12 protein-coding genes are annotated in these 14,116 nt (G+C 46.5%); 4 read left to right on the top strand and 8 right to left on the bottom strand.

The features are described 5' to 3' along the window. Positions 1-145: 145 nt before the first annotated feature. Both DX060_RS00885 and DX060_RS11060 read left to right on the top strand, forming a co-directional pair. Complete coding sequence (locus DX060_RS00885) at positions 146-1,585, top strand: COG3400 family protein (protein WP_115010720.1); 1,440 nt, start codon at positions 146-148, stop codon at positions 1,583-1,585. Positions 1,586-1,593: 8 nt separating this feature from the next. Further along, entirely contained in the window at positions 1,594-1,770 is a 177-nt protein-coding gene (locus tag DX060_RS11060; RefSeq protein WP_181814116.1) for a hypothetical protein, read from the top strand. Between the two features lie 499 nt (positions 1,771-2,269). Here the strand turns inward: DX060_RS11060 and DX060_RS00880 are convergent, their stop codons facing one another. Beyond that, positions 2,270-4,135 (bottom strand): NAD(P)-binding protein, encoded by a 1,866-nt coding sequence (locus tag DX060_RS00880; protein ID WP_115010719.1) that lies wholly within the window; start codon positions 4,133-4,135, stop codon positions 2,270-2,272. Positions 4,136-4,328: 193 nt separating this feature from the next. Then, positions 4,329-4,514 carry a hypothetical protein gene (locus DX060_RS00875; RefSeq protein ID WP_115010718.1) on the bottom strand — a complete coding sequence of 62 codons (186 nt, stop codon included), beginning with the start codon at positions 4,512-4,514 and terminating at the stop codon, positions 4,329-4,331. Positions 4,515-4,739: 225 nt separating this feature from the next. Between DX060_RS00875 and aroB the strand changes: the two genes are divergently transcribed. Further along, positions 4,740-5,816 (top strand): 3-dehydroquinate synthase, encoded by a 1,077-nt coding sequence (gene aroB, locus DX060_RS00870; RefSeq protein WP_115010717.1) that lies wholly within the window; start codon positions 4,740-4,742, stop codon positions 5,814-5,816. 224 nt (positions 5,817-6,040) lie between these two features. On the opposite strand, the gene DX060_RS00865 is transcribed toward aroB, so the two are convergent. Together DX060_RS00865 and DX060_RS00860 are read right to left on the bottom strand one after the other, a co-directional pair. Further along, positions 6,041-8,599, bottom strand: coding sequence for a heavy metal translocating P-type ATPase (locus DX060_RS00865; protein WP_115010716.1), 2,559 nt, complete (start codon positions 8,597-8,599; stop codon positions 6,041-6,043). 57 nt (positions 8,600-8,656) lie between these two features. Beyond that, on the bottom strand, positions 8,657-8,857 hold the full coding sequence (locus DX060_RS00860) for a hypothetical protein (protein WP_115010715.1): 201 nt from the start codon (positions 8,855-8,857) through the stop codon (positions 8,657-8,659). Here DX060_RS00860 and DX060_RS11055 point away from each other — a divergent pair. Then, on the top strand, positions 8,857-9,021 hold the full coding sequence (locus DX060_RS11055; protein ID WP_181814115.1) for a hypothetical protein: 165 nt from the start codon (positions 8,857-8,859) through the stop codon (positions 9,019-9,021). The genes DX060_RS00860 and DX060_RS11055 overlap by 1 nt on opposite strands. A gap of 50 nt (positions 9,022-9,071) precedes the next feature. Here the strand turns inward: DX060_RS11055 and infC are convergent, their stop codons facing one another. The 4 genes from infC to DX060_RS00840 all read right to left on the bottom strand — a co-directional run bounded on the left by infC (position 9,072) and on the right by DX060_RS00840 (position 14,103). Continuing rightward, positions 9,072-9,584 carry a translation initiation factor IF-3 gene (gene infC, locus DX060_RS00855; RefSeq protein ID WP_115010714.1) on the bottom strand — a complete coding sequence of 171 codons (513 nt, stop codon included), beginning with the start codon at positions 9,582-9,584 and terminating at the stop codon, positions 9,072-9,074. Then, the gene (gene thrS, locus DX060_RS00850) at positions 9,581-11,452 is read right to left on the bottom strand and encodes a threonine--tRNA ligase (protein ID WP_115010713.1); all 1,872 of its coding nucleotides are present in this window, start codon (positions 11,450-11,452) and stop codon (positions 9,581-9,583) included. Before thrS ends, infC begins: the two co-directional genes overlap by 4 nt. A 121-nt stretch (positions 11,453-11,573) precedes the next feature. Continuing rightward, complete coding sequence (locus DX060_RS00845) at positions 11,574-12,899, bottom strand: sigma-54-dependent transcriptional regulator (protein ID WP_115010712.1); 1,326 nt, start codon at positions 12,897-12,899, stop codon at positions 11,574-11,576. A 1-nt stretch (position 12,900) separates the two neighbouring features. Then, on the bottom strand, positions 12,901-14,103 hold the full coding sequence (locus DX060_RS00840) for a hypothetical protein (RefSeq protein WP_115010711.1): 1,203 nt from the start codon (positions 14,101-14,103) through the stop codon (positions 12,901-12,903). Positions 14,104-14,116 lie beyond the last annotated feature (13 nt).

Here is a 14,116-nt window from a genome sequence, read left to right as displayed (position 1 = left end):
CTAGCAAATAGCATTCCTTACGATCTGCCAAGATGTGCTTATGGCTTAGGCTACACTACAAGCGCGAAGTGGATTCTAGGCTTGGGATTTTGGCTTTGGTATAATGCCGCCACAAATCCCACTTAGCCTAATGTAAGGAAATGATGTGAAAAAAGTCGTGCTTGTGCTTGATAGCGTTGTCGGCAAGGTGTTTCTTGACTCCGTGCTAGAAAAGTATTTTAGTAATAATCTCTATATTGTCATTGTTAAAGACTCTGCAATGATCCCAGAGAAATTCCCAAGCTCCTTTAGCTTTCATCATTTTGATCCCACTTCAGAATACCACCTTACACAGGTGTTTGATGAGCACAGAAGCCTAGATCTTAGCGATGTGTTTGTGATTATGGAAGATAGAGATCAAGCGCGCGCGGTCTTTGCAATCACGCGCAAAATCTGCAAAGAAGCGCGTATAGTTACGCTCTCTAGCGTGAGCGATGAGAGCTTGCAGCGCGATGATCACGCGATATTTCTTGATGATGCCAAGATCATCGCAGGGCAGTTTATCTCAAGGCTGCCTAATGTGCCCATTATCCCGCGTGGCTTTGGGCTAGGGCAGGGGGAGATTATGGAGGTGGGCGTGCCATTTGGGAGTGTGTTTGCCTATCGGCATATCGGCTCTATCCAGCAGAAAAATTACAAAATCATTGGGATCTACCGCAATAATGCATTTCTTCTAAGCACCTTTTCTCTAGTGATACAGCCTCAAGATGTCGTGCTTGTCGCAGGTGATCCAAAGACACTAAGAAATATTTATAAGCAAATCAAGTCTGATATAGGGCAGTTCCCCTCACCCTTTGGGCGCGATATTTATGTCTATGTGGATATGCTAGCCCAAGATTCTAGCGCGATTTTGCGCGACATCACGCAGGCTATCTACTTCCATAGTCTTATCCGCTCGACAAAGCTCTTTGTCATCGTGCTAAATCCAGCGGACTTTGCCACAATCTATGAGATCAAGGAGCTTTGCAAGCAGGATTCTAGTATCGCGCTCAAATTTGATTATAGCAATGCGAGCTTCATTGATAGGCTTGAAAAAGATCGCACGAGAAAAATCGGGCTTATCATCGTAGGGACAGAGCTTTTTGCCAAGCGATCGCACCGCAAAGCACTCTATCGCACCGCAACCCCTGTGCTAAAAACCGCTGCCCTTTGCCTAACAGACTGCAAGCAATGCCTAGTCATCACCAATGAAGAGATGAATGCAGGGGAGAATATCTCAAGCGTGATTTTTGACATCGCTATCCAGACAAAGACTGATATACAAGTGTATGATTTTGAGCCAGATGGTGTGCATCAAGATGCCATTATCAAAGACTATGAAGCCCTAGGCAGAAGCTTTGGCAAAAAGGTGCTAATCACCAAAACCACAAGCAAAAATCCCATTTTCTACCTGCAAGACTTGACCGAGCCTGTGCTGCATTTCCTACCCTTTGAAGAATGTATCGCTAAAACAAGGCTTTTCGCGCTCTTTTCTACCAAGGCGGAGCGACTCTCCTTGCTGCTTCATAAGCATCCGCAGATGTTTATCCCCATAGGATCGCATTAAGCCTAAAAGTGGATTCTAGGGATTCAGCTTGCGGGCTAGAATCGTGGATTCTGCGGCGGAGGCTTGCTCATTATCGCCTAGATAAATCCCTTCGCCTCCGCCTTGAAAACAAGGGACACCGCTCGGCGCAAGCCGATGTTTCTTTAGAAAACCACGATTCTAGCACCACAATCTTAGAATCCTAATTAAGCAAAGTGTAAAAAAATGGATTCTAGGGGGGGTTGGCGATTCAGTTTTGGGCGAGCAATGCGATTGATTACGCTATTTTTAGGACAACCGCAGACCTCTAGTCTTGCTCTGCCCCCAAATCCCTAAAAAGCTACGAAAGCCCCACCGCAATCCTTAGAATCGTATGAAGTAAAATAGGCTTTTTGAAGTTAAATACCCTTCAAACGAGGATTCTAGGCTTAATGCCCTTTTTCTGTCATTGCGAGCCGATGAAAGCACCACTTCTGTCATTGCGAGATTTTGACTTGTCAAAATCGTGGCAAAGCAAGGCGAAGCCGCAGCTTCTTTAGTAATCCACTTTCACACTAGAATCCACTTTTTGCATATCGTTGGCATTGTTTTCAAAAGTGGATTCTAGGGGGTTTGATTAAAGGGGCGATTTTCCAAACTGCCTTGATTGTCTTCTTCAAGGTTTCTTTGAGAAAAGCCAACGCCAAAATTAGATCGCTTGCTAATCTAGCTTAAGCCCAAATCCCCCAAAGCTCTCATCGCCTGCTCTATGGCATCTTGTAAAAATGCTTCCCAATTGGCATCAGAATTAGCAATGGCGATATTTCCGCAGACTTTGCGCGCGGCTTTTATCGTGGCTTTGCTTTGTTTTGGCGTGTCAAAAAGCGAGTTGTAATTATACGCATAGCAATGCCCCCAGCGATTAAGCGTGATACCTAGCACATCGCTTTTTTTAAATCCAGCCCCGCCAAGCATCTCTTGCAAGTGCGAAAGGGTCATTTGCTCTAGGGTAGAAAATGGCGTCTCTAAAAGGGCGTGGCGTGTCAAGCGAGAGAGATCTCTAGCAGTAAGCTGCGTGGTGTCAAGCTCTTTAGGATTAAGCCGCAAGGGAGAGCCGATCAAATGCAGGCATATAGGCTTTTTGGGATCGCGTGGGTGCTTGTATGCGCCCATATCTACGGGATAATCAAGCTTGGTATTGACATAGAAAGATTTTGGCGCGTAAATATCGTGTATGCCAAGCTTTGTGAAGCACTCCCATTGAGAGAGCAGGACTTTTGTATAAATAAGAGAGGTTTTGACACATTGAGATAGCGCGCTTTTTTGCCCATCTTGCAGCTCTTTGACAATGTAGGGGATCATCGCATTGTAGTTTGCCATAATGACCTTTTTGGCAAAGATTTTATGCAGCTTTCTATCCTGCATAGATCCATAGACTATCTCCACACCCCCTGCGACATTACGCACATCAAGCGCGGTGCTTTGCAGGCGGATCCTACTCATATTTTTTGGCAAATCAAGCTTGCTATAATCAAATTGAGCTAGTAGCACTTCTTCTGGTGTATTGCCACAAGTAGCGATATGGGGGATAAGCTTTTTTACCATTAGGCGCGTGATAGAGGCATTGCCATCGGGGAAGTGGTGGATATAGGGCTCTTCAAAGACTTCATTCGCAGAGTTTGTAGCAGCAAATCCCGGCAAAGCACACTCTTGTGCTAATTCGCAAGAGATCATATCAATCCCTAATGCCATAAAATCATCACTCACACCATCAAAAAAGCTTAGAGCCAGCGGAGAGAGCTTGACTCTCTCTTGCAAGAATTGCTTATAGCTTGTGTGGGCTAGGTAGTCGCGCTTTTGCTTGCTGCTTAAGCCTTGTAGATAGTCTTTAGGCGTGGTAAAAAGCTCTAAAAGCGCGTCTCTATCAGCCTTAGGCATAGGAAAATCCCCGATAAACTCCGCAAAGCTCCTAGCATTATTGCGCTCTTTTTTAATGCTATCATCAATCACCACGCGAGGATCGCCGCTTACAAGCTTGCTTGCTCCAAAGTCCTTTTTGCTAAAAAACACGCCCCGACTAAGCCCTAAATCTGGGTAGAAGTCTTGATTAAAGCACTTTGCTAAAGCGTCTATATCGATATTTAGGCTAGCTAGAAACGCCACGACCTTTTTGCTATAAAGAGATTTTGGCGATTGTAGCGACTCGCTGCCACCATAGGTCAAGATCTGCCCATAAGGTGTGGCAAACTCATTGCGCCTAGCGTGTCCGCCGAAGTCTTTGTGATTATCGAGTATCAGGCTTTTTGCGCCTTTGTGTGTATCGTGGAACAAGCACGCCGCACTAAGCCCGCTGATCCCAGCTCCTACGACCACCAAATCATACTGCTCTTGTATAGGCAGCGCACTAAAGTCATATTGCTCACCATCGCGCAAGGCGTGGGCGAAGAAGTAGCTATCATCATCGCTGCCCACAAGATTCTGCCAAAGTGGGGGATAGTAAGGCTTTTTAGCATCTCTTGCTAGAATCTCTAGCGGTGTCATTCCAGCGACTACGGCTACTGCCATACCATTGATAAAGTCTCTACGAGTCATTTGTATCCTTTCAAAAGATTTTGTGTGTGGATTCAGCTTTTCTAAAGAAACCTGCTTGCGTGAGCTCGCAGGTTTCTTTAGAAATCCTAGAATCCTGTGCGACTTGCTTAGAATTGTCGAAAAGTGGATTTTAGCACCACAATGCTTAGAATCGTTTTCCTAGAATCCACTTTTGACTTGCCGCGTTTTTCCGTCATCGCGAGCTTTGGCGCAAGACAAAGCGTGGCGATCCACTCCCCGCACTCCCCACACTAGAATCCGCTTTTGTGTTTTTGTGCTTTTTAACATTGTTTTCAAAAGTGGATTCTAGGGGGTTTAGGCTTGTTTTATCACCGCTTTTGGATTCTAAGATTGCGCGGCTAGAATTGTGGCTTTTCAAGGCTTATAAGGATAATAAGACTTAAGGTCTATTGACGCAGTAAGCGGCAGAAATCCACGATTCTAGCCCGCAAGCTGAATCCTTTGCAAAAAGTGGATTCTAGGATTTGGGGCTGCTTGGATTCTATTGGATTCTAAGGCTAGATCTATGGATCCACCCCTAGGTCTAACCATCCCTTAAGCCAAATATACTACAATCCCTATCATCTTACTCCCAAGGAAGCGTATGCCTACACTTACCATTACAGCACCTTCTGCGACTTATCCTGTCATCATCGAAGACTTTTTGCACAATGATCGCGCTTTCATCACGGCAAAAAGCAAAGCCCTAGTTGTAAGCAACCCAAAAATAGCAGGACTCTATCTCCACAAAATCCTGCCCAAAATCCGCGCGCAAGAAGTCTTTGTCTGCATTGTCCCTGATGGCGAAGAGCATAAAAATATGCAGAGTATCGAGCAGATTTTGCAATGTGCTTTTGCCAATCGCCTAGATAGAAAATCGCTAATGATAGCCCTTGGAGGTGGCGTGATAAGCGATATGGTGGGCTTTGCTAGTGGGATTTTTGAGCGAGGGATTAGCTATGTGTCAATCCCCACGACCCTGCTCGCACAAGTCGATGCCTCTGTGGGCGGTAAATGCGGGATCAATAATGCCTATGGCAAAAACCTCATAGGGCTTTTCCACCAGCCTAGTGCGGTATATATCGATAAAGAGTTTTTGCGCACACTCCCTGCACGCGAGATTAGAGCTGGGCTAGCAGAGGTGGTAAAGGTGCTTGTGTGCTTTGATAAGCTAGGCTTTGAAGCCCTAGAATCCAGCCAAGATGATATGCTAGATCCTAGCGTGTTGCTGCCTTTTATCCAAAAGTCCATAGCGATCAAAGCTCGCGTGGTCGAGCAAGATGAGAGAGAGAGCGGTATCCGCGCCGCGCTTAATTATGGACACACTTTTGCGCATATCATTGAGATGCAAACCCACTATAAACGCTTCTTGCACGGACAAGCCGTGGCGATAGGTATGACTATGGCAAATGATTTAGCCCTGCGGCTAGGGCTTTTGCAAGAGACACAGGCAAAGCGCATAGAAAGAGTGCTTAGGCGACTAGGGCTTGATGAGGCTTATCCTATCAGCGATATAGAGGCATTTTATCAAGCCTTTTTCCTAGATAAAAAATCTCACAACAACGCACTTTGCTTCGTGCTACCTAAAGGCATAGGGGATTTTACCCTGCGCGATGATATACCAAAAGACCAGATTCTAGCCACTCTTGCACACTTTAGCCTAGAATCTATGAGAATCTAGCTCCACACATATCGCCTTTTTCTCTCACTTGCGAGCCGATGAAACTCTCTGTCATTGCGAGATTTGGCGGTAGCAAAATCGTGGCGATCTACTTTTACCCTAGAATCCACTTTTTGAAATTAGATTTTAGGGTTGTTTTATGGATCGCCACGCCTTGCTAGCGCAAGGCTCGCGATGACGGAGAAAGGCTGGCTTGTGAAAAATGGGCATTGCTAGAATCCACCTTAGGCTCTAAACCGCCATAGCCGCTGGCTATTTAGCACCACACAAACACTGCTAGCACTCATCGCAAAAGCCGCTAGCATAGGGTTTAGCAAAATCTGGGCTGGATAGTAGAGCACCCCACACGCAATGGGTATGCAAAGGCAGTTATACACAAAGGCGAAGGCTAGATTCTCCTTGATATTTTGCATAACCTTGTGCGAAAGTCTCATCACATAAAGCACGCGCGATATGTCATTGTGATAGATGATAATATCAGCGGTATTTTTACTCACATCGCTTGCGTGCGCGAAGCTTAGTGAGACATCTGCTGCAGCAAGCGCACCTATATCATTGACCCCATCGCCTGCCATTAGCACGACTCTGCCTTTATCTTGCAACGCCTTGATATAAGCAAGCTTATCCGCGGGCTTGGCGTGGGCTTTATAGTGCGTGATACCAAGCTTGCGTGCTATATGCGCGGTATTAGCAGCACTATCGCCGCTTAGGATATGGGGGGTTATGCCCTTAGCCTTTAGGGCTTCTATCATCTCTTGCGCACCGCTTTTTAGAGTATCTTGCAGTGTGATAGAGCCTAGGATCTTATAGCTAGAATCCACCCTTTGCCCCAAAAAGACTTGGATATACGCGCATTCTTTATCTAGGCTAGAATCCACCGCGCCTTGCAATAGCTCTTTTGCCCCAAGCACATAGGTGATCCCTTGTGTGTCTCTAGCCTCTATGCCATAGCCCGCAAATGCCCTAAACTCGCCGCAATCCCTTGGGCTAATGCCCTGCTTTTTGGCTTCTTGCAAGATCGCTTTGGCGATGATATGCTCACTGCCTTGCTCGACTCCTGCGCTTATGGCTAGGATCTCTGCTTGATCTAGCTCGCTTATGCTGCTAATCTCCACTACCTCTAAAGCCGCATTAGTAAGCGTGCCTGTCTTGTCAAACACCACATCACTGACCCTGCCTAGATTCTCAAAGCTTTGAGCCTGCCTGATGAAAACCCCTTGTTTATTAGCAAGGGCTGTGCCTATCATCACTGCCATAGGCGTGGCAAGCCCAAGCGCACAAGGGCAGGAGATCACAAGCACAGCTATACACACGCCAAAGCCAAAATCCACCCCCATAATCGCCCACCACAACAAAAATGCCCCAAATGCTATGGCAATCACTGCTGGGACAAAATAGCTTGCGATTATATCTGCTAGCCTAGCAAGTGCTGGCTTTGACACAAGGGCTTCTTGCACAAGCGCACTAAGCGCACTAAGCGTGCTTTGCTCGCTGGTGCTAGTAGCCTGTATAATAAAGGCGCGATTGGTATTGATACTCCCTGCATAGACCCTTTGCCCTACACTCTTTTCCACCGGTAGCACCTCGCCACTTAGCATAGACTCATCAAGCGCGCAAGATCCTTGCGTGATAATCCCATCTGCTGGGATTGTCTGGGCGGGGAGGATCTGCAGCCTATCGCCTATGCGTATGGCTTGGGGTGGGATTGATGTTTTAGAGCTGGATTCTAGGCGGATCACTTGAGAGAGATTGCGCAAAAGTAGCGTGCGGATCACCGCAGCGGTCGTGTCTTTGGCATTTTGCTCTAAGCCTTTCCCAAATAGCACAAAAAACACAATCACACAAATACTCTCAAAATACCAATGCGTATGTCCTAGCAGGGCATTATACACGCTATACACAAGCGATGCGCTCGTGCTTAGGGCGATGAGTGAGTCCATTGTAGGGGCTTTGGCAAACAACGCCCTAAAACCCTTGAAATAATACTCCCGCCCCAAATGCATACCACTAAGGGCTAAAAAGAGCTGGGCAAAGAAATTTACACGCATATCATTAAATGGTGCGATAAGTGCTGTATCAAACACCATAGGCGACATAGAGAGATAGAGGATTGCAAGGGCGATGAGTCCGCTTAGTAGCACGCGTTTTTTGTGGATAAAATTGGTGGCAAGGTGCATTAGCTCTTGTATTTTTGGCGTTAGAAAAATTCTCTGGCTGGGATTGGTGCTTGTCTTGCTTACATTTTCTTGCGTTGGTTGTGGAATTATCGCGGGGCTAGAATCCACTTTATCCCTAGTGTGGAAGCTCTGGCTTGACTGGCTAGGACGCCCTTGTGCTGGGGGAGAAATGCTTGGCTTATATGGCGTAAGCGGCGATGTGGCAAGAGGTTTTGCGGCATTGCTCACAGGGATAAATGGACTAGATGGGCTAGATTTTGGCTCATAGCCTAGCTTTTTAATCGCGGAGAAAATTGCTTCTAGCGAGTGGCTCTCATCTAGGGTGAGCGTGGCGGTTTTGGTGATTAGATTGATGTGTATGTCATTGAGAAGCTGCTTTGCTTTGAGGGTTTTTATGATGGAATTTGCACAAGAAGCGCAAGACATACCATTGATTGTTATGACAATCTTTTGCATATCTATCCTTTGAAAAGTGGATTCTAGGATTGAGGCACAAATTCTGTCATCGCGAGATGATGAAACTCCCCTTTTATCATCGCGAGATGACACCGCTCTCCCCCAATCTCTCACTCGCGAGCCTTGCGCTACGCTGTCTCTCTCCGTCATCGCGAGCCTTGCGCTAGCAAGGCGTGGCGATCCATAAAACAACCCTAGAATCTAATTTCAAAAGTGGATTCTAGTGTGAAAGTGGATTACTAAAGAAGCTGCGGCTTCGCCTTGCTTTGCCACGATTCCGCTACCGCAGAATCTCGCAATGACAGAAGTGGTGCTTTCATCGGCTCGCAAGTGAGAGAAAAACGGCATTAAGCCTAGAATCCACTTTTTTTGTGGATTGCCACGCCACTGCTTCGCAGTGTCTCGCAATGACAGAAAAAGGGCTTATTCAAAAAGCCTATTTTACTTCGCACGATTCTAAGGGTTGCGGTGGGGCTGTGGTAGCTTTGCGGCTTATGGTAAAGGTTAGCGAACTTAGCGTTCGTGCCTTTGCCATAAGCCGCAACACTGCCGCATTGCCCACTCAAGACTGAATCGCCTACCCCATAGAATCCACTTTGCTCTTACTACCTTAAAGCTACACCTACCGCTTAGGCACAAACAGCCAGCTTACAAAGCGTCCTTCTGTCTTTGGCTCTTTCTCTGGCTGGGCGACTTCCTCCATCATTGCTAGGACACGATTAAGCACCGCTACACCAAGCTGCGGGTCGCTTGTCTCCCTGCCCTTTAGCACGACTTTGAATCGCACATGCTTGCCACTTGCGATAAATTCTTTAGCGTGCTTGACCTTGTAGTTGATGTCATTTTGCGCGATTTGGGCGGAGAGCTTGATTTCTTTAATGTCAATTTGCTTTTGCTTTTTCTTGGCTTCTTTTTGCTTCTTTTCTAGCTGGTAGCGGTATTTGCCATAGTCCATAATCTTGCACACAGGGGGCTTGGCAGTAGGCGAGATACACACTAGATCTAAGCCTTTCTCCCTTGCAAACCCTCTTGCTTCACTAGCTGAAATGATCCCATAAGTGGAGCCATCATCATCAATGCACCGCACCTCGCTAAAACGGATATTTTCATTTAGCAAAACTTCTTCTTTGCTCAAAAGCTCACCTCTTCTTTTTTGGATTCTATCATTGCTATAAACTCTCCTTCTGTCATATTGCTCTGCTCTTTTGCTCGCCTATCTCGCACTGCAAGCATTTTGGATTCCACTTCCTTTGCCCCGATGATAGCAATCATCGGCACGCGCTGTTTCTCTGCATTGCGCACGCGCTTGCTAAGGGTCTCATTTTTATCGCTAATCTCCGCATACACGCCTATGTGTCGCAGAGCTAGCTGGATATGGCGTGCGTAGTCTTGCTGCTCGCTAGAAATGGGGATAATCACCACTTGCGTAGGCGCGATAGCAAAGGGAAATTCCCCGCCAAAATGCTCACACAAAATCGCGCAAAATCGCTCAAAGCTCCCCAAAATCGCGCGATGTAGCATTACAGGCTGCTTGGGCTGATTGTTTTCATCAATATATTCAAGGCAAAAGCGATTGGGCAGATTCATATCCACTTGGATCGTCCCACACTGCCATTTGCGCCCGATAGCATCAGTGATTTTAATATCAATCTTAGGTCCATAAAACGCCCCCCCACCTTCATCGACATTATAAGGGATCTGGCTGGATTCTAGCGCGGATCGCAGGGCATTTGTAGCGATCTCCCACACCGCATCATCACCGATAGATTTCTCCGGGCGTGTGGATAGCTCCATTTCATAGCTAAAGCCAAATGCCCCCATAATCTTGCGCGTAAAATCCAAAATACTATGCACCTCTGCTTCTATCTGGCTTGGCATACAGAAAATATGCGCATCATCTTGGGTAAATTCTCTCACACGCAAAAGCCCGTGCAGCACGCCGCTTTTCTCGTGTCTATGCACCACGCCATATTCATAAAATCTAAGCGGTAGCTCTCTATAACTTCGCTTGCTATGCTGATAGACTTTGATATGCCCCACGCAGTTCATCGGCTTTATGCCATACTCCACATCATCAATACTTGTGAAATACATATTTTCTTTGTAATTATCATAATGCCCGCTGATTTTCCATACTTCACTTTTCAAAATCTCTGGTGCCCTCACAGGCTCATACTCTCGCATAATAAGCGCACGAGTCAGCAGCTCTTCTATGCGCCTGCGCAATCTTGCCCCTGCTGGCAGCCATATAGGCAGCCCAGCCCCTAGCTGCTCATCAAAGGTAAAAAGCCCCATTTCCTGCCCTAGCTTTCTATGGTCGCGCTTTTTGGCTTCTTCTAGTTGGTGGAGATAGCTCTTTAAACTCTCTTTATCCGCAAAGGCTATGCCATAGATTCTAACAAGCATCTCCGCACTCTCATCGCCGCCCAAATACGCCCCTGCAAGCTTAGTGAGCGTAAAGCTATGCAAGAGCTTCGTGCTAGGCAAATGCGGTCCGCGGCATAGATCCACAAAATCCCCTTGCGCATACAGCCCAAAGCTATCGCCCACTATGTTGCTCATCACCGAACACTTTAGCTCATCATCTTTAAATCGCTCTTGTGCTTGGGCGCGGCTTATCACAGACTTTTCTATCATATCACCAGATTTTGCTAGCTCTTTCATACGCGCTTGGATTTTCTCTAAGTCTTCTTCACCGATTTTGCTGCTTGTCTTAAAGTCGTAGTAGAATCCCTCCTCAACCACCGGTCCTACGAAAAACTTCGCATCAGGGTAAAGCTGCTTGATCGCTTGGGCTAGCAAATGCGCACAAGAGTGGCGGATAATCGCAAGTGCGTTGGCAGAATTATCAAAGTGGATCGCCTCCCCATACGCGCTTGTATCAATGGAGTGCTTTTGTAGCTTTTCTCGCAGTGTAGCTAGCGACTCTCCGCGCTCTAGGGCGATACTTTGCAGATCGATGATCTCTCCGCCTTCTTGTCTAAATCCTATAATCTCACTCATTATCTTCCTAATCTCTCTAATCTTGCTGGCTGTTGTGGTCGCGCGATCGCACACGCGTATGTATGTAGTAATGCAAAAAGCGCGATACTAGCACACAATCCATTATTTTTCACTAAAAATATCACTTAGGATTGCGTATATCGTATTTGGCAAGCTTATACTGCAAAATCTCTTCACTCATTCCTAGAATCTTGCTTGCTTTTGCTATGTCATTGTGGCTATCGTGCAGCACTTCTTCTAAAAGCTGCTTTTCTAATGCTTCTATCTTGCTAGGCTCTCTCTCATCGCGTGCCTTACGAGAATCTAAGAAAAGATCCTTTGGCGTGATTGCCTCATCGCTAAGGATCGCGGCTCGCTCCACCACAGAGAGCAGCTCTCTAATATTGCCGTGCCACTCGTATTCTAGCAAGGCTTGTGTGGCTTCTTTGGTGAAAGTCTTTGGCGGGAGGTTGTATTGGGCTAGGACTAGATCAAGCTTCCATTGGGCTATGGGGAGGATCTCTTCTTGCCGCTCTTTTAGCGGGGGGATTTGCACGGGGATTGTCTGCAAGCGGTAGAAAAGATCTTCACGGAAAGCTTTTTGCGCGATTTTTTGCTCTAAATCCGCATTTGTCGCGGAGATAAAGCGCACATCAAAGCTTATGGGCTTCGATCCGCCTAGCCTTGTGGCTTCTTTTTCTTGGATTGCTCGCAAGAGCTTTGCTTGGAGCATTATAGGCATCTCCCCTATCTCATCTAAAAAGAGTGTCCCGCCATCTGCTAGCTCAAATAGCCCCTGCTTTGTCGCTATGGCATCAGTAAATGCGCCTTTCTCATAGCCAAAAAGCTCGGATTCTAGTAAATGCTCGGGGATTGCTGCCATATTGATAGCGATAAAGGGCTTTTTGCTCCTAGTGGAGTTCTCGTGGATAAAGCGTGCGAAGACTTCCTTGCCTACACCTGAAGCCCCCATAAGCAAGATACTAGAATCCGTGGGCGCGGCTTTTAGCACTTGGGCTTGTATGGATTCTAGTGATTTGCTTGTGGCGACAAAGGGGCTTTGGCGGTTGATTGTAGCACTTGCTTTGGAGGTGGTTTTGGTGTGGGTTTGCTGAAACTCTAGCACCTTTTTACTGCGATAGATTGCCTCAAGCAAAAGCTCTGGCTCAAAGGGCTTTTGGAAAAAGTCTTTCACCCCTAGCCGTATAGAATCGATCGCAGAATGCAGCGTGGCATTGCCGGTGATGACAATCATTTCATAGCGATTATTAAGCTGCTTTAAAAACTCTAGCCCATTCATATGTGGCATATTTAAATCCGTGATCACAAGCTGATAGCTAGAATCCAGCTCTTTTAGCGCGTCTTTGGGGCTGCGGAAAGTTACTACACGCAAGTCCTTATGCTCGGCGAAAAACAGCTCTAGGCTTTTTCGCATATTGATGTCATCTTCTACGATTGCGATTTTCATCTCACTCCTTTAGCACTTCTATGATTAGATAGCGATTATCCAAATGCGCCAAAATCCGCTGCGGCGGGAATGCAAAGGTAATAGAATCCAGCACGCGCGTATTTTGGCTTGTAAGTCCATCGTGCCGCACGCTCGCCCGCCCTTTGCGTAGGCACTCAAGCACTTCTTCTTGGTAGTGCGTTAGGATATATTTAATCGCATAGCTTTCATCATCGGTGATTAGGTCGTTTATGGGGGCATTAAGCGAGCAGGTGTAGGCGATTTTGAGCGTGCGAGCTTTTAGCGTGATGGGATCAGCGACACTATATCGCTCGCCGGTGATTATGCCATCGTGGGTTTGGGCTTTGTAGGAGATGATAAACTCTAGTTTATTTGTGTCTAGTGTGGGCTGCTCGTTGGTGGATTCGGCTTTGCGCGATAAATGCGGGAGCTGCGGAAAATCACTGCGGTCACTACCGCTAAGGTAGCTCCCTTGCGATTTTCCTTGCAACCCACATTTCTCATCGCAAATCCTAGAATCCTTTGCTGGCTGGCTTATAGTTTGGGCGTTTTCATTCTGCGGCGTTTTTACACTTTTGGCGTTACCCCTAGAATCCACTTTTTGCGTTTGTGCGTTTGTGTCAAAAATCCTGCCGCCTGCGGCGTTTTCATCAAACACGCTTTGGGCGTTTTCATTCTGCGGCGTTTTTACACTTTCAGCATTTTTCCTAGAATCCACTTTTTCACTAGTAGCGTTGTTTTCTGTCATTGCGAGACACTGCGTAGCAGTGGCGTGGCAATCCATAGCTTCATTGCTAGAATCCTTTTTTTGGGTTTTTTGTATTTGTTCAGCATTGTTTTCAAAAGTGGATTCTAGGGCGTGCGTTTTTTGTGTGATGTTTTTGTGGATTACTAAAGAAGCTGCGGCTTTGCCTTGCTTTGCCACGCCTTGCTGGCGCAAGGCTCGCAATGACGATAAAAAAGCTTCATTGCTAGAATCCACTTTTTCTAAAAAAGCTATTTTTCCGTCATTGCGAGATTTTGTGGTAGCAAAATCGTGGCAATCCATAGTGTTTGTGGGAGTAAAAATAGCATTGTTATGAAAAATCCTAGAATCCACTTTTTTTGCGGTAGCAAAATCAGCGACATTCCTAGAATCCACTTGTGCTTGTGTGCTTGTGATAATCGCCCATATCATCGCTATATATGCGACTTTTTTATTCATCAACACACGCTCC

The organism is Helicobacter canis (genome assembly GCF_900451095.1).
In the GTDB taxonomy this organism is placed as follows: Bacteria; Campylobacterota; Campylobacteria; order Campylobacterales; family Helicobacteraceae; genus Helicobacter_B; species Helicobacter_B zhangjianzhongii.
This window is presented reverse-complemented; position numbering and strand designations above follow the sequence as displayed.

Coding starts and splice junctions, on each gene's coding strand:
- DX060_RS00845 (WP_115010712.1), bottom strand. CDS start 12,899: ATGAAAATCGCAATCGTAGAAGATGACATCAATATGCGAAAAAGCCTA.
- thrS (WP_115010713.1), bottom strand. CDS start 11,452: ATGAGTGAGATTATAGGATTTAGACAAGAAGGCGGAGAGATCATCGAT.
- DX060_RS00840 (WP_115010711.1), bottom strand. CDS start 14,103: ATGAATAAAAAAGTCGCATATATAGCGATGATATGGGCGATTATCACA.
- DX060_RS00880 (WP_115010719.1), bottom strand. CDS start 4,135: ATGACTCGTAGAGACTTTATCAATGGTATGGCAGTAGCCGTAGTCGCT.
- aroB (WP_115010717.1), top strand. CDS start 4,740: ATGCCTACACTTACCATTACAGCACCTTCTGCGACTTATCCTGTCATC.
- DX060_RS00865 (WP_115010716.1), bottom strand. CDS start 8,599: ATGACGGAGAGAGACAGCGTAGCGCAAGGCTCGCGAGTGAGAGATTGG.
- DX060_RS11055 (WP_181814115.1), top strand. CDS start 8,857: ATGACAGAAAAAGGGCTTATTCAAAAAGCCTATTTTACTTCGCACGAT.